Below are 15,465 nucleotides of genomic sequence, written 5' to 3'. Positions count from 1 at the left end.
CGGCTTGATTTGTGTCGCTCTGGACGATCCGTCAGCAGGCGCAGCTTTCCAGGCGCTCGATGGTCTCCAGGACCTTCAGGCCGTCCTCGCAGCTGGTGGGCACCGGGGTTCCCTGGCGCACGGCCGCGATGAAGGCCTTGAGCTCCTCCACCACGGGCTCCTTGTAGACCACGGGCCATTCCTTGATGGAATAGTTGGCGTCGTAGCCCTCGAACTTGCTGTAGGCCCGGACCTGCTGGGTGATGAGGTTGGCCTCGATGTACTTGTCCTTGGCCGCCACGTGGATGAAGCGGGACTTGTAGGGCGTGACCCAGTTGGTGTTGATGTGGGCCAGGACCCCGTTCTCCATCTCGGCGGTAATCAGCGCCGTGTCCTCGTGCTTGCCGATGCTGGTGGAGGTCACGCAGTAGGCCTTCTTGAACTCCGAACCGGTGATGTGGCGGATGAGGTCGATGTCGTGGGAGCCCAGGTCGCGCAGCACGCCCACGTCCTGGATGCGCGGCGGATACGGGCCCACGCGCTCGATCTGGATGGACAGGACCTCGGAGTCCGCCACCAGCTCCTTCACGCGGCGCACGGCCGGGTTGTAGCGCTCGATATGACCCACCATCAGGGGCAGGCCCTTTTCCCGGGATTTCTCCAGCAGGGCGCGGCCCTCGGCGGCCGAGGCGGCCAGGGGCTTCTCGATGAGCAGGGCGATGCCGCGTTCCATCACGGCCAGGCCCACGTCCTCGTGCAGCACAGTGGGCACGCACACGCTCACCGCGTCCAGGGGCTGGTCCAGGAAGGCGTCCAGGCTGTCGAAGGTGGGCGCGCCGTACTGAGCGCCCGTTTCGGCGAGGCGGGCGGCGTCCGTGTCCATGATGCCCGTGACCGTGGTCCCGGCGAGTTCGGAATACACGCGCAGATGCAGGCGGCCCATGGCTCCCAGGCCGATGACGCCGACGTTCAGGTTCTTGTCCGTTTGCATGCTGGAGTCCTCATGAGGGGCGGCCGGGGACAAAGGTCCGTTGCCTCCGGCCGGTGTTTGGCTTACGTTGCGAGGCGGATTAGCACATTTCGGCCCGCCTGCCAAAGAGCAAATATGGCCCTGCGGCCCTAGGGCGGGGCGTCACCCCAACGAACAGCGGTCTGATGGACACCAAGCGCATTTGGATCAACGCGGGCGAGGCCTCGGGTGACATGCACGGGGCCCTCCTGGTGCGGGCGCTCATCGGGCGCGTGCCGGGCCTTCAGTGCCTGGGCATGGGCGGCCCGGCCATGGCCGAGGCGGGCTTCGCCGGGGAATTCGACATTTCCGAGCTGTCCCTGGTGGGGATCACCGAGGTGCTGGTCCACCTGCCGCGCGTGCTGGGGCTCATGCGCCGCATCAAGCGGCGGCTGGCCGAGGTCCGGCCCGACGCCGTGGTGCTCATCGACTCGCCGGATTTCAATTTCTTCGTGGCCCGCATGGCGCGCTCCCTTGGCATCCCGGTCTACTACTACATCTGCCCCCAGGTCTGGGCCTGGCGCACCGGGCGCGTGGAATTCCTCAAGAAATACGTGCGCCGCGTGCTCTGCATCCTGCCCTTCGAGAAACCGTTCCTGGCCGAGCGCGGGCTGGACGCGGACTACGTGGGCCATCCGCTCCTGGACCAGGTGCCCCTGGACGAGCTGCGGGCCCTGGCCCCCGAGCCCAACCGCGTGGGCATCCTGCCCGGCTCGCGCCGCCGGGAGATCGAGTCCCTGCTGCCCGAGTTCATGGACGCGGCGCGGCGCATCCGCATCCGCCTGCCGAACACGGAATTCACCCTGGTGCGCGCCCCCGGGGTCACGGACGAGCGCCTGGCCCCGTACCTGCCGGACGACGTGCCCGTGACCGTGGTGCCGCCCGAGGAACGCTACCAGGCCATGCGCTCCTGCGGCGCGCTGCTGGCCGCCTCGGGCACCGTGACCCTGGAGACGGCGCTCTTGGGCGCGCCCACGGTGGTGGCCTACAAGGTCTCGCCCCTGTCTTATGCCGTGGGCAGGCTCGTGGTGAAGGCGCGCTTCATCAGCCTGCCCAACCTGATCCTGGGGGAGGAGGTCTTCCCCGAGTTGATCCAGGACCGGGCCCGGGGCGCGGACATCGCGGCCGCGGCCCTGACCTGGCTCACCGACGCCGGGGCCATGGCCGCCGTGCGCGCGCGCCTGGAACGCCTGGCGCGCATGGTGGGCGAGCCCGGGGCTCCGGGCCGCGCCGCCGACATCATCCTGAGTGACCTTGAGGGGGCCTAGCAGGCTGTCCATAAACGCACGATTGCTGCGTTGCTGCGGAAAATGCAAACCCTCGCGTATAGGGATACGCGTCGGTCTTGCATTTCCCTTGCGCCTTGCACTCGCACATTTCTGAACAGCCTGGAGCGGGTGCGACATGCGCAGGACCGGCCTTGCGTTGGCAGGGGCGGAATTTCTGTGGGGGGGAGCCATGCGCGCATCACGCCCGTCGGACCGGCGTTCGGGCCCGCCCGGGCTCCTGCCCTGGCAGTTCGGGGTGCTGGGCCTGGCTGCCGGCATCCTGGCCCTGCGCTTCCCGATTCCCGCCTGCATCTGCCTGATCCTCGTCTTCCTGTTTTCCCGTTGCGCCGGGCTGGGCGTGCGCGGCCGCCTGGGCGTGGCCCTGTGCTTCCTGGCGGGCTGGGCCCTTGCGGTGCGCGTCCTGCCCGGGACGCCGGACCTGCCGCCCTGGACGCGTGCCCGCGCCGGGGCCGAGGTCCGGGGGCTGGTGGCGCGCACCGAGGCCCGGCCGGACCGGGTGCTGCGCGTGTTCCTGGAGGACGCGTCCTACGAGTTGGAGAACGGGGAGCGGGGCGCGCTGCCCGGGCTGGTGCTCTGGAACTGGAGCCGCCCCGCGTCGCGGCCTTTGCCCGGGGACCGGGTGCGCGTGCGCCTGCGCCTGCGCCCGGTGCGCGGGTTCGCCAACCAGGGCGGCTGGGACACGGCCTTCCACTGGCGGCGGCAGGGCGTGTTCCTGCGCGGCTGGTCCCGGGGCGGGCGGGGGAGCCCGGAGCTTCTTTCCCGCTCCGCCCCCGGCCCGGTCCGCCTGCGCGAGGCCGTGCGCGTGGCCGTGGCCGGAGACGACCCGCACGATCAGGGCCGGGCGTTGCTCGCGGCCCTGGTCCTGGGGGACCGCCTGCACCTGGCCCCGGAGTTGTGCGAGGCCCTGCGCGCCGCCTCCCTGGGGCACAGCCTGGCCCTGTCCGGGCTGCATCTGGGGTTCGCGGCGGCCCTGGGCTTCGGCCTGGCCTGGCTGGCCGGGCGCGCGCGGCCGTCCCTGTACCTGCGCCTGCCGCGCCTGAAGCTGGGGGTGCTGCTGGCCGCGCCCTGCGCCGGGCTGTACCTCTGGCTGGGCGGGGCCGGGCCCAGCCTGGTGCGCGCCGGGGTCATGCTGGCCTCCTGGGGCCTGTTCCTCTGGCTGGACCGGGAGCGGCCGCTCCTGGACGGGCTGTTCCTGGCCGTGCTCCTGATCCTGGCCGCGTCGCCCCTGTCCCTGTACGACATGCGTTTGCAGTTTTCGGTGCTGGCCGTGGCGGGCATCGCCGTGCTCGGGCCGGTGTTCTGGCCCTTCCTGCCATGGCCCCGGCGCGGGCAGGGGCCGGTCATGCGCCTTGCCGCGCGCCTTTGCGCCGCCGTGCTGGGCACCCTGGGCGTGAGCCTGTGCGCGGTGCTGGCCCTGTGGCCGTTGACCGCGTGGTATTTCGGCCAGTCGGCCGCGAGTCTCTGGCTCAACGTGCTCTGGCTGCCGCTTTTGGGCCTGTTCGCCGTGCCCGTGGGGCTGGTGGGGGCGTTGCTGTCGGTCGTTCCGGGGCTGGGCGGACCGGGGCAGGCCCTGCTTTCGGCGGACGCGGCCGCCCTTTCCCTGGGCGCGGACGGCGTCCTGGCCCTGCACCGGGCCGGGCTGCTGCCCGTGTTCACGCTGCCGCGCCCCCTGGGGCCGCAGATCCTGGGACTCTACGCCCTGGCCGCCGCGGCGGCGGTGTTCCTGCGTGCGCGCTGCCGCGCGGCCCTGATCGCCGGGGGGCTGGCCCTGGGGCTGCTGGTCTGGCCCCTGGCCGCCCGCATCCTGGACGGGGACGCCCTGCGCCTGACCCTCTTGGACGTGGGCCAGGGCCAGGCCGTGCTCATCGAGGTCCCGGGAGGCGGGCGCACCCTGGTGGACGGCGGGGGGCCCTGGTCGCCGACCTTCGACGTGGGCCGGGCCGTGGTGCTCCCGGCCCTGGCCCGGGGCAGGTGGCCGAGCCTGGACCGCGTGGTCCTGAGCCACCCGGACGGGGACCATTACCTGGGGCTGATCCAGCCCTTGTCCCATGGCCGCGTGGGCCTGTTCGCGCACAACGGGCGCTGGCCCGACGGGCCGGGCGGGCGGGCCCTGCGCGCCGCCGTGGAGGAAAGCGGGGCGGCCGTGGAGGTCTGGAGCGCGGGCCAGCGCCATGAACTGGCCCCGGGAATCGTGTTGGAGGTCCTGCATCCCGACCCGGGAGGGAGGGGCCTCGCGGACAACGACGCGTCCCTGGTGCTGCACCTGACCTGGCGGGGCAGGGGCTTGGCGCTCATCTGCGGGGACGTGGAGGCCCGGGGTATCGAGGCCCTGCTGGCCCGCGCTCCGGCGCTCGACGCCCAGGTCCTGGTGCTGCCCCACCACGGTTCGCGCGACGCCCTGAGCCCCGCCCTGTACCGGGCCTGCGCCCCGCGCCTGGCCCTGGCCTCGGCGGGGTTCATGAACCATCTGGGCTGCCCCGCCCCCGAGGTCCTGGCCGCGTTGGCCGGGCGGGGCGTCCCGGTGCTGGACACTCCCGCGTGCGGGCAGATCGGCCTGGCCTGGACCGCGCCGGACAGTTCCCCGCGCATCGAGACCGTGCTCGGGCCGGACGATTGAGGCCGGGGCGGCGCGCGGGCTAGTCGTTGAAGGCCACGGTGGCCATGGCGCGGTCCACCTTGTCCTGGGGCCAGACCTTGACCTGGCCCGGCGCCTCGTCCGCGGAGGACACGGTGGTTCCCTGGCCGGGTTCGGCCAGTACCGTGACGCCCCTGGCGTTGCGTACGGCCACGTCGCCGCCCGAGAGCAGAAACACGTCCAGGGCGTCCGGCGCGAGAAAGCCGCCCCAGAAATCCGTGCCCCGGATGCCGATTTCGGCCAGCGGGGTCCGGACCGTGAAGTCCGGATTCTCCGTCTGGGTGATGCGTCCGGTCACGGCGCGGAACGCGCCCTTGGCCAGGTCGAGCAGGGCGCGGCCCCCGAAGGCCCCCGGCGTGTGCTCCAGGGCGTCGATGCGGAATCCGGTGTCGTCGGACAGGGTCAGCATGGTGCCGTCCTTGAGCTCCAGTTCCAGCCGGGTCTCGATCCCGGTGGAGAGGGCGTCGCCCACGAACACCGAGTCGTCCTCGAACAGGGGCAGGCGGTCCCGCCCGCGCAGGGCGAAGGCCTGGCCCTGCAGGCGGGTGACCTTGCCCGCCAGGATCGGTTCGGGCGCCGCGTCCTGGGCCCGGGCCCAAGGGGCGAGCAGCGCGAGCGCAGCCAGAACGGCCGCGAATACAAGGATTCTATGCATGGAGTCCCCTCTTTTTCCCCAGCATAGCACGAGCGGCCGTTTCTGTGCACGAAAATGGGCCCCCGGGCGGATGCGCACGGAAACGGGGCCGGATGCGGAAACCGTGGCTGGGCCTGTTGACTTGCCTGCGGGCCTGTGCAATCCCTAGCCCGGAAAATGTTTGCAAAACAACGCACTACGTAAGCCAGCCAGCAAGGAAGCCCCATGGACGCCACGCCGGAAGCCACGTCGACCATCGTCACCATCGTGATGGCCTTTTTCGTCCTCTCCGTCCTCTACGCCTACACCCTGTACAAGGCCATATCGCGTTGCTCCCCGGTCAGCAGGAAACTCAGGCCCTGGGAAGCCTGGCTCGTGCTCATCCCGTACTTCAACTGGTTCTGGAATTTCTATCTGGCCCTGAAGGTCGACGCCTCCCTGCGCGCGGAGTATTCCACGCGGCAGATCCTCGACCTGTTCAAGTCCACCAAGGAGCTGGGCCTGGCCTACGCCGCGGCCATGCTCATCGCCCAGATCCCGAGCATCAAGACCATCGGTTGCGTGGTCCTGGTGGCCTGCTGGGCCGTGTACTGGTGGCGGCTGCACAAGCTTTCGGTCCGACTGGCCTGAGGACGCGGTCCCCGGGCGCGAAAAACGCCTCCGCGACACATGCGTCGCGGGGGCGTTTCGGTTGTATCGCGGCAACGCCGCAGACGGCGTTTCTTTCCGTCCTTCCAACTTGTCTTTTTTTCGCAGCAACGCCGCAGACGGCGTGCTCCAGGCGGCCTGCGCCTAGAAGCCGATGAGGGCGCGCACCTCTTCCATGGTGGCCTGGGCCTTTTCGCGGGCCTTGTCCGTGCCCTGCCTGAGCACGTCCATGACCAGGTCCGGGTCCTTGTCGTACACGCTGCGGCGCTCCTGCATGGGCGTGAGGAAGCGCTCCATGGACTGAAGGAGCAGGCGCTTGCAGTCCACGCAGCCCCAGGAGGCGTTGCGGCAGCCTTCCTCGATCTCGGGCAGGCGGCCGGCGTCGGTCATGATCTTGTGGTAGGGGAAGAGGTTGCAGATCTTGGGATCGCCGGGGTCGGACTTGCGCATGCGGTTGGTGTCCGTGAGCATGCTCATGACCTTCGTCTTCACCGAGTCCATGTCCTCGCCCAGGCCGATGGCGTTGCCGTAGCTCTTGGACATCTTGCGCCCGTCCAGGCCCGGGAGCTTGGACTCCTTGGTCAAGAGGGCCTGGGCCTCGGGGAAGAAGGGCTTGTCCTCGGGACAGTTCAGGAAGTTGAAGCGCCGCGCGATCTCGCGGTTCAGCTCCAGGTGGGGCAGCTGGTCCTCGCCCACGGGCACGGCGTGGGGCTTGAACATGATGATGTCCGTGGTCATGAGCACGGGATAGCCCAGGAACCCGTAGGTGTTCAGGTCCTTGGCGGCCAGCTGCTCCTTCTGGTCCTTAAAGGTGGGGCAGCGCTCCAGCCAGCCCAGCGGCGTGACCATGGACAGGATCAGGTGCAGCTCGGCGATCTCCTTGACGTGCGACTGCTGGTAGATGGTGCACTTCTCGGGATCCAGCCCCGCGGCCAGCCAGTCCTTGGCCAGTTCGGGCACGAACTGCTTGATGCGCCTGGGGTCGGCGTATTCGCTGGTCATGGCGTGCCAGTCGGCCACGAAATAGAAGCAGTCGTATTGGTCCTGGAGTTCGACCCAGTTCACGAGCACGCCGAAGTAGTGGCCCAGGTGCAGGGGGCCGGTGGGGCGCATGCCGGAGACGATTCTTTTCTTAGTATTCATGTTCAAGGTCCGAAGGATGTTAAAGGATGGCGGCCAGGATCTGCCACACGGGGGCGAACACGAACCTGAGGGCTCCGGTCATGATCAGCACGATGAGGATGATGAAGCCGTAGCGCTCGACGCTCATGTAGGCGCGGGCCATGTTCGGGGGAAGAAGTTCCGCCAGAATCCTGCTCCCGTCAAGGGGCGGGACGGGCAGCAGGTTGAACACGCCGAGCACCACGTTGATGACCACGCCGAAACGGCAGATGAGGTACGCGGGTTCCAGGAAATAGGCCTCCATGCCCCCCGGGGCCACGGGCTGCACCACGATGTACTGGTAGCCCAGCCAGAACAGGGCCGCCAGGAGGAAGTTCACCGCCGCCCCGGCAGCCGAGACCACGATGACGCCCAGGCGCGTGTTCTTGTAGTAGCGCGGGTCGATGGGCACGGGCTTGGCCCAGCCGATGATGAAGCCCCCGGTGAAGGCGGTGATCAAAAAGACCAGGGTGCCCATGGGGTCCAGGTGCTTGATGGGATTCAGGGTCAGCCGCCCGGACATCTTGGCCGTGGGGTCGCCGAACCAGTATGAGGTCAGGCCGTGGGCGACCTCGTGGCAGGTGACCGCCAGGAGGAAGGGCACGGCCATGATGGTGATGCGGATGACGCTTGTGGATATGTCGTGCATGGGCCTTGCGGATTACCACAAGCCCAGGGGCCGGGCAAGGGAGCGTCCGGGGCGGGTCGCGCTCAGGACGGCAGCAGAGCCGCGGCCACCTTGGACTTGAGCTCCGTGAGGTCCACGGTCTTGACCACGTAGTAGTCCGCGGCGATGGACTTCAGGTCGTGCTGGAAGCTGTCGTAGGCCGTGCAGAGGATCACGGGCAGGTCCTGCTCCCGGCTGCGTATCTTTTGCAGCAGGTCCAGGCCCGAGATGTTGGGGCCGAGCTTGATGTCCAGGATCACCACGTCGGGCTTCTCGCGGTCCAGGGCCTCGAGGATGTCCTCGGTGCCGTCGGAGGTGCCCACCGCGTAGCCGTCGGCCTGCAGCTCTTCCTGATAGAGCATGCGGATATGCTTCTCGTCGTCCACGACTAGGATCTTGTGCTGCTGCATATGCCGTCCCCGTCTGTCCGTCCCCGCCCGGAAAGCGTTGCGGCCCGGGAGGGAAACGTTTAGCATCCGTGGCCCGGGCGCCGGCCCGGCACGGGATGTACCCAACAATCATATATTGGTACGTATAAACAGAAATGGCAACCCCCAAGGCGTTTTCCCCCGCCGGAAAACGGGTTCGCATGCCGGGGGATACGGGCGGAGGCCCTGGATGAGCGCATTCTTGCCGGTGACGGTGATTCTGGAACGGGAGGGCGAGACCCTGGTCTTTCCCCGCCTGAACACGGCCCGCCAGCTGCTGAACAAGCTGGATCTGGCGGACAACGACGCCCTGGTCATCCGGGGCGATGAACTTCTGACCCCGGACCGCAAGCTGGCCCCCGGGGACGAGATCACGGTGCGCACCGTGGTCTCCAGGGGCTAGGCCATGAAATGTTCGCGCTGCAAGGACGTGGCCCAGGTGGCCCTGCCCGGGCACCACAGCGGGTTCTGCCCGGACTGCTTCATGCTCTTTTTCTCGCGCCAGGTGGAGCGGGCCGTCAGCAAACACAAGATGTTCACCAAGCGGGACAAGGTGCTGGTGGCCCTGTCCGGGGGCAAGGACTCCCTGGCCCTGTTCCGGGAGCTGGTGGTCCAGGGCTACGACGTCACGGGCCTGCACATCGACCTGGGCATCCCGCAGTCGTCCCCGGCGGCGCGGGCCAAGGTGGAGGCCTTCTGCCGCGAGGCGGGCGGCAGGCTGGAGGTCCTGGATCTGGCCAGCGAGGGATTGCCCATTCCCCTGGTGAAGGAAAGGGTGCGCCGCCCCATCTGTTCCATGTGCGGCAAGATCAAGCGCTATTTCTTCAACAAGGCGGCCCTGGACGGGGGCTACGCGGCCCTGTGCACCGGCCACAACCTGGACGACGAGGTGGGGCGGCTGCTGGCCAACACCCTGCGCTGGGACGTGGGTTACCTCTCGGACCAGGGGCCCGTGCTGGCCGCCCGCGACGGGTTCGCGGCCCGCTGCCGCCCCCTGTATCGGCTCACGGAATTCGAGACCGCCGCGTACTGCTTTTTCGCGGGCATCGACCACCACAAGGCCGAATGCCCCTATTCCAAGGGCGCGAGCTTCACGGTGCGCAAACAACTCATGAACCGCCTGGAGCGCGAGAGCCCGGGCTCCAAGCTGTCCTTTTACGAGGCCTTCCTCAAGCAGGGCAGGCCCGTGTTCGAGGCGGCGGAAAAGGAGCAGGGCCCGGAACTCGCCCCCTGCGAACGGTGCGGCTACCCCACGTCCGCGGAAATATGCGGCCTGTGCAGGGTCCGCGAGATGCTCGGGGACTCCGGGGAGGGCTGAGCGGGGCGGCCGCTCCTTTTTGCCCGCCGCATCTTGCTTGGCTTTGGTTTTTCATGTACTGCGTTAGAATATCCAAAGGGAAATTTCTGGTTTCCGCTAGAACATGAGTAGTGTCCCAAGGGGGGGAACGATGCGCAAGGCAATCGCTTATCTGTTGGCGGCCGTGTCCATGGCATTCATGCTCGCCGCGTGCGCCGGGGACGTGGTGCCCGAGGGGGCCGACTATTCCTTCTTCACCGGTTCCCTGGTTTCGGAGGAATCCGGCACCATCACCGAGATTCACGATGCCACCCTCAAGGCCCTCGAAAGCCTTGAGCTGCCCGTGTCCTACGACAAGAAGGACAACCTTGTGGCCGTGCTCCAGACCTTCACGTCCGAGGGCGAGAGCGTGCGCATCACCATCAGCTTCCGCACCGTGGACGTGTCCGAGATCCGGTTCTTCTCCGAGGACCGCATCGACAAGTACAAGCTGTCGGGCCTCCTGGAGGAGATCCGCAAGAACATGTCCTTCATCTAGAAGGCGCCGTCGATCAAAACGGGCCCCCACGCCATGCGGCGAGGGGGCCTTTGTCTTGCCGGGGGGAGGCGAGGGGATATTTCGATGCTCACCAATCCCGTTCGGATTTCCGTCGTCCTGCCCGCGTACAACGCCGCCTCCGGCCTGGCCGCCGCCCTGGACAGCCTGCTGGCCCAGACGCATCCCGATTTCGAGATAGTGGCCGTGGACGACGGCTCGGACGACGCCACGGCGGACATCCTCGCGGCCTACGCCGCGCGCGACGCCCGGGTGCGGCCCCTGTTCATGGCCCACAGGGGCGTGGCCGAGGCCTTCAACGCCGGGCTGGCCGTGTCGCGGGGCGAGTTCGTGGCCCGCATGGACTCCGACGACGTGAGCCTGCCGCGCAGGCTTGAGCTGCAGGCCGCGCACCTCGACGCGCACCCGGGCACCGGGCTGGTGAGCTGCCTGGTGGCCTTCGGCGGGGACCGTTCGGCCCAGGCCGGATACGCCCGCCACGTGGACTGGGCCAACTCCCTGGTCTGCGCCGAGGACATCTCCCTGGCCCGGTTCGTGGACTCTCCGGTTCCCAATCCCTCGGTCATGTTCCGGCGCGAACTCGTGGCCCGCCACGGCGGGGCGCTGTCCGGCGATTTTCCCGAGGACTACGAGATGTGGCTGCGCTGGCTGGACGAGGGCGTGGTCATGGAGAAGGTGCCCGAGGCCCTGCTGGTCTGGAACGACCCGCCGGACCGCGCCACGAGAACGGACCCCCGCTACAGCCCCGAGGCCTTCTACCGGGTCAAGGCCCGCTGGCTGGCCCGCTGGCTGGAGCGCGCCAACCCCCGCCATCCCGAGGTGGTGGTCATGGGCTCGGGCCGCACCACCCGCAAGCGGGCGGACCTCTTGGAGGATTTCGGGGTGCGCATCACGGCCTACGTGGACGTGGACCAGAACAAGATCGGCCGACCCATCCGGGGGCTGCCCGTCATCGCCCGCGAGGACATGCCCGGCCCCGGGGACTGTTTCGCCCTGCCCTTTGTGGCCAGCGTGGGCGCGCGCAACGACATCCGCGTCTTCCTGGAGTCCCGGGGCTTCGTGCTGGGGCGCGACTACATCCCCGCCGCATAGGGCCGCCCGGCCGCTTGCCCGCCGCCGGACGTGACACGGGGCGGAAAGGGCTGCACCCCTCTCCGCCCCGCGCCTGTCCTCCCCCCCAAGGTAGGTGGGCTAGGTGTTGTCGTCCTTCATGTTCTGGATCAGCCCCGAGAGCTCGCTGGCCTGGGCGGCCAGCTCGTTGAGCGCCTGGTAGGACTGGTCCATGGCCTCGGCGATGGAGGTGGACAGCTCGTTGACCTCCTCCACGACCCTGTTGATCTCCTCGCTGGCCGCGGACTGCTCCTCAGAGGCCGTGGCGATGTTGCGCACCTGATCGGCCGTGCTTTCGGAGAGGGACACGATTTCCTGCAGGGACTTGCCGGAGATGTCGGCCAGCTCGTTGGCCTGCTCCACGGCCTGCACCGCGCGGTCCACGTTCTGGGTGTTCTTTTCCGTGGAGCCCTGGATGGCGGCGATGGAGTCGCCCACCTCCTTGGTGGCGCTCATGGTCTTCTCGGCCAGCTTGCGCACCTCGTCGGCCACCACGGCGAAGCCGCGCCCGGCGTCGCCCGCGCGCGCGGCCTCGATGGCGGCGTTGAGCGCCAGCAGGTTGGTCTGGTCGGCGATGTCCGTGATCACGGTCATGATCTGGCCGATGGCCTCGGCCTGGCCGCCGAGCACGTCCATGTCCGCCTTGAGGACCATGGCCATTTCGTGGATGGAGGAGATGGCCTCGATGGACTTGGCCACCACCTCGCGCCCCTCCAGGGCCTTCTGCTTGGCGGATTCGGCGTTCTCCGCCGCGCTGGAGGCGTTGCGCGCCACCTCCAGGACCGTGGCGTTCATCTCCTCCATGGCCGTGGCGGTTTCGCCGATGCGCTGCTTCTGCATGCCCGTGCTCTGGTTGATCTCCTCGGCCTGGGAGGACATCTCGTCCGAGGCCGTGGAGACCCTGGTGACGATGCCCTCCAGGGTTCCGGCGGCCTGGAGCATACCCTCGCGCTTGGCGCTTTCCGCCCGCAGCCGGGCCTCCTCGGCCTCGGCCTGGGCCACGCGCGCGCGGTCCGCCTCCTCGGCGGCCTCCTCGCTCTTCTGCTGAGCCTCCTTCATCTTCTGCTTGAGGCTCTCAACCATGGTCTCGATGGACAGCTTGAGCTTCAGGATCTCGCCCTTGAAGGTGCCGCTCATGGACGCGTCCAGATCGCCGGAGGCCACGCTGTCCGCGTAGCCCACCACCGTGTCCATGGGCCGCTTCAGGCCCCGGCGCATGAGCAGGGTGATGGCCGCGACGCAGAGGATCATGAACATCCCGCCGAACAGCATGGCGTTGTTGAGCAGGGTGCGCATGGCGCTGTCGAACTCCTCGCGGTTCTTGTTCACCGTGGCGTCCACGTCGTCCATGTACACGCCCATGCCCAGAATCCAATTCCAGGCCTTGAACAGCTTGATGTAGGACAGCTTGGGGAAGTCCCCGCTCTGGCCGGGCTTGGTCCACCAGTACGTGACGTAGCCCTCTCCGTCCTGGGTGGCCTTCTTGGTCATTTCCGCGAAGAAGCGGTTGCCCTTGGCGTCGGTGGACTGGGACACGTCCTTGCCGTCCAGGCCCGGGTTCATGGGATGCATGACCATGCGCGTGTCCGTGTCCTGCACCCAGAGGTAGTTGCCGTCGCCCAGGCGCATCTTGGATATCTGGTCCAGGGCCTGGCGCTGGAGGGCGGCGGTGATGTCCTCGATCCAGGCCCCCGTGCCCACGACCCAGTTCAGCTCGGGGATCAGCTTGACGTAGGAGACCTTGGGCTTGGGCGTTGTCTCCCCGGGCTTGGCCCAGAGGTAGTCCACCATGCCCTCGCCCTTTTCCTTGGCTATTTTGGCCATTTCCACGAACAGGCGCTTGCCGTTGGGGTCCTTGTAGTCCGAAAGGTCCTTGCCGTTGAGGCCGGGGTTCGTGGGGTGGATGACCATGCGCGGGGTCAGGTCGTTGATCCAGACGTAGTTGTCCCCCTCGTAGCGGATATGCGCGGCGAGGTCCTTGAGGTCCTCGATGAGCTTCTCCCTGGAGATTTCACCCTTGAGGTGGCTGTAATGGCGCATGATCAGGCTGTAGGCCGTGTCCACCACCTGCTTCAGGCGGTCGGCCTTCTGGATCTTGAGCTCGTCGATGTTCGTGGCCTGTTCGTGGAACATCTCGATGGTCGTGTAGGCCATCTGGACGATGTCCTTGAGGCTGAATTGCTCGGTCTGGTATATGAACTGCTTCGTCTCCTCGGCCTGCTTGGCGGAGAAGCTTTTGAAGTCGTAGGAGAGGTAGGCGTAGAAGAACAGGGCTTCAAGAACAAGGGCGACGGCTGCGGCAGCTATCATTCTGACGACAATTGATTTTTGCATCACGGCCTCCTTGCCGACTGTCGCCGCGCCGATTTGTGTGTGCATCTGAGATATCAGATGCCGGACAATGCGCGGCAAATTCGTACACGCTCCCGGAAGATGTTGGGATATTGCTATTCTTTTATTGTATATGCGTTGCCGGCAAAAGCGGCAAGCATTTTCGCACGCGGGCGCGTGCGAATGTGGATAAGGAGGCGTGAGAAGCGGGAGCGGGGGAGGAGCTAGCGGCGCAACTGGTAGATGCGCACCGCCCGGTTGTGCTCGGCCAGGGAGCGGCTGAAGTGGTGGGTGCCGTCGCCCTTGGCCACGAAATACAGGAAGCTGTTCTTTTCCGGGGCCATGGCGGCCTCAAGGGATCTGAATCCCGGCGAGCAGATGGGGCCCGGGGGCAGGCCCCTGTGGCGGTAGGTGTTGTAGGGGTTGGCCTTGTCGCGCAGGTGCGCGCGGGTCAGATTGCCGTCAAACGCCGTGCCCAGGCCGTAGATCACCGTGGGATCGCATTGCAGGAGCATGCGCTTTTTCAGGCGGTTGGCGTAGACTCCGGCGATGCGCTCGCGTTCGGCGTCCACGCCGACCTCCTTTTCCACCATGGAGGCCAGGGTCACGATGCGCCGCATCTCCGCGGGCTCGGGCGGGCCGTCGGGCCAGAGGCGTTCGGCGGCGTGCTCGAAAAAGGCCGAGAGCATGGTGCGCACCACCGGGGCGGCGTCGCCCCCGCGCGGCCGGGGCAGGAGGTAGGTGTTGGGGAACAGGAAGCCCTCGGCGTCGGCAAAGGGAATCTGGAAGCGGTCCAGCAGCTCGCGGTCGTGCACCGCGCGCTCGAAGCTCTCGAAGTCCGCGAGGCCCTCCTTTTCCACCAGCCGCCCGATCTGCCACCAGGTCAGGCCCTCGGGCACGAACAGCCTGTGCAGCACGGCCCGGCCCGAGGTGATCACGTCCAGAATCTGCAGGGGCCTCCAGTTGGTGTTCAGCAGGAACTCCCCGGCCTTGATGGAGGCGATCTTGTCCTCCCAGCGGCCGAGCATGCGGAACTTGTCCGTGTCGGTGATCAGGTTCTTGGCCCGGAGGGTGGCGGCCACCTGGTCGAAGCTGCTGCCCGGGGCGATGTCCAGGACCACCTCGCGGCCCGGGACCTCCGGGGGCGTGGTCAGGAAATCGTGGGCCCGGTGCACCACCCAGCCCGACACGGCCAGGCACAGGACGAGGGCCCCGGCCAGGGCGTAGAGCAGGCGGCGGCGCGTGGCCGTGGCGGCCAGGGCCCGCAGCAGGCCGTCCTTGAGCAGGGGGTCCTTCACCGGGCTTCCCTCGTCTGCTGCAGGCGGGTCTCCAGGATGCGCACGGCGGCCTGCTGGTCCAGGACCTCCTTGCGCTTGGCGCGCCTGCCCATGCCAGCCTGCAGCAGGTCCTGCTCCGCAGCTTCGGAGGACAGGCGTTCGTCCACCAGGACCACGGGCCTGTCCGTGCGCCGGGCCAGGCTGGCGGCGAAGTTGCGCGCCTGGCGCGTGGTCAGGGAGTCGCCGCCGTCAAGGAGCAGCGGCAGCCCGACCACGATCTCCTCCACGCCCTCGGCTTCGATGACGCGCAGGATTTCCTCGAACAGGGCGTCCCGGGTGGTGCGGGTGAGCGTGGCGTGGGGAAAGGCCATGGTCCCAAGACCATCGGTCAGGGCCAGGCCCACCCGCTTGAGTCCGAAGTCGATGCCCAGGATGCGCATGCCC

At 68.0% G+C, this 15,465-nt stretch carries 15 protein-coding genes; 7 read left to right on the top strand and 8 right to left on the bottom strand.

The annotated features are described in order from the left end of the window. Positions 1-31 precede the first annotated feature (31 nt). Positions 32-970, bottom strand: a complete 939-nt coding sequence (locus ACYYG1_RS10990; protein ID WP_461210357.1) for a Gfo/Idh/MocA family protein — start codon at positions 968-970, stop codon at positions 32-34. 164 nt (positions 971-1,134) lie between these two features. Here ACYYG1_RS10990 and lpxB point away from each other — a divergent pair, with 164 nt between their 5' ends. Beyond that, positions 1,135-2,256 carry a lipid-A-disaccharide synthase gene (lpxB, locus tag ACYYG1_RS10985; protein WP_461210356.1) on the top strand — a complete coding sequence of 374 codons (1,122 nt, stop codon included), beginning with the start codon at positions 1,135-1,137 and terminating at the stop codon, positions 2,254-2,256. Positions 2,257-2,446: 190 nt separating this feature from the next. Further along, the gene (locus tag ACYYG1_RS10980; protein WP_461210355.1) at positions 2,447-4,894 is read left to right on the top strand and encodes a ComEC/Rec2 family competence protein; all 2,448 of its coding nucleotides are present in this window, start codon (positions 2,447-2,449) and stop codon (positions 4,892-4,894) included. A gap of 19 nt (positions 4,895-4,913) precedes the next feature. On the opposite strand, the gene ACYYG1_RS10975 is transcribed toward ACYYG1_RS10980, so the two are convergent. Continuing rightward, entirely contained in the window at positions 4,914-5,567 is a 654-nt protein-coding gene (locus tag ACYYG1_RS10975; RefSeq protein WP_461210354.1) for a FecR family protein, read from the bottom strand. 204 nt (positions 5,568-5,771) lie between these two features. On the opposite strand from ACYYG1_RS10975, the gene ACYYG1_RS10970 reads away from it, so the two are divergent. Continuing rightward, positions 5,772-6,176, top strand: coding sequence for a hypothetical protein (locus ACYYG1_RS10970; protein WP_461210353.1), 405 nt, complete (start codon positions 5,772-5,774; stop codon positions 6,174-6,176). Positions 6,177-6,338: 162 nt separating this feature from the next. Here the strand turns inward: ACYYG1_RS10970 and trpS are convergent, their stop codons facing one another. The 3 genes from trpS to ACYYG1_RS10955 form a co-directional block, all read right to left on the bottom strand. Then, the gene (gene trpS, locus ACYYG1_RS10965; protein ID WP_461210352.1) at positions 6,339-7,337 is read right to left on the bottom strand and encodes a tryptophan--tRNA ligase; all 999 of its coding nucleotides are present in this window, start codon (positions 7,335-7,337) and stop codon (positions 6,339-6,341) included. 19 nt (positions 7,338-7,356) lie between these two features. Then, positions 7,357-8,004 carry a site-2 protease family protein gene (locus tag ACYYG1_RS10960; protein WP_461210351.1) on the bottom strand — a complete coding sequence of 216 codons (648 nt, stop codon included), beginning with the start codon at positions 8,002-8,004 and terminating at the stop codon, positions 7,357-7,359. 62 nt (positions 8,005-8,066) lie between these two features. Beyond that, positions 8,067-8,432, bottom strand: a complete 366-nt coding sequence (locus tag ACYYG1_RS10955; protein WP_461210350.1) for a response regulator — start codon at positions 8,430-8,432, stop codon at positions 8,067-8,069. Between the two features lie 208 nt (positions 8,433-8,640). Between ACYYG1_RS10955 and ACYYG1_RS10950 the strand changes: the two genes are divergently transcribed. The 4 genes from ACYYG1_RS10950 (at position 8,641) to ACYYG1_RS10935 (ending at position 11,395) form a co-directional block, all read left to right on the top strand. Then, positions 8,641-8,853, top strand: a complete 213-nt coding sequence (locus ACYYG1_RS10950; protein WP_461210349.1) for a ubiquitin family protein — start codon at positions 8,641-8,643, stop codon at positions 8,851-8,853. A 3-nt stretch (positions 8,854-8,856) separates the two neighbouring features. Further along, positions 8,857-9,768 carry a PP-loop family protein gene (locus tag ACYYG1_RS10945; protein WP_461210348.1) on the top strand — a complete coding sequence of 304 codons (912 nt, stop codon included), beginning with the start codon at positions 8,857-8,859 and terminating at the stop codon, positions 9,766-9,768. A 130-nt stretch (positions 9,769-9,898) separates the two neighbouring features. Beyond that, on the top strand, positions 9,899-10,285 hold the full coding sequence (locus ACYYG1_RS10940) for a DUF3568 family protein (RefSeq protein ID WP_461210347.1): 387 nt from the start codon (positions 9,899-9,901) through the stop codon (positions 10,283-10,285). An 84-nt stretch (positions 10,286-10,369) separates the two neighbouring features. Further along, positions 10,370-11,395: a glycosyltransferase gene (locus ACYYG1_RS10935; RefSeq protein ID WP_461210346.1), complete on the top strand. Its 1,026-nt coding sequence runs from the start codon at positions 10,370-10,372 to the stop codon at positions 11,393-11,395. A gap of 99 nt (positions 11,396-11,494) precedes the next feature. Here the strand turns inward: ACYYG1_RS10935 and ACYYG1_RS10930 are convergent, their stop codons facing one another. The 3 genes from ACYYG1_RS10930 to ruvX all read right to left on the bottom strand — a co-directional run bounded on the left by ACYYG1_RS10930 (position 11,495) and on the right by ruvX (position 15,461). Beyond that, positions 11,495-13,747 (bottom strand): methyl-accepting chemotaxis protein, encoded by a 2,253-nt coding sequence (locus tag ACYYG1_RS10930; RefSeq protein WP_461210345.1) that lies wholly within the window; start codon positions 13,745-13,747, stop codon positions 11,495-11,497. Between the two features lie 221 nt (positions 13,748-13,968). Next, on the bottom strand, positions 13,969-15,042 hold the full coding sequence (gene mltG, locus ACYYG1_RS10925) for an endolytic transglycosylase MltG (protein ID WP_461210344.1): 1,074 nt from the start codon (positions 15,040-15,042) through the stop codon (positions 13,969-13,971). Next, on the bottom strand, positions 15,039-15,461 hold the full coding sequence (ruvX, locus tag ACYYG1_RS10920) for a Holliday junction resolvase RuvX (protein ID WP_461210343.1): 423 nt from the start codon (positions 15,459-15,461) through the stop codon (positions 15,039-15,041). The genes mltG and ruvX overlap by 4 nt, the downstream gene beginning before the upstream one ends. Between the last annotated feature and the right edge of the window lie 4 nt (positions 15,462-15,465).

Source organism: Desulfocurvus sp. DL1XJH-121 (assembly GCF_054819825.1).
Note: the sequence above shows the minus strand (reverse complement) of the source record. Positions and strands in the feature narration are given on the sequence as shown.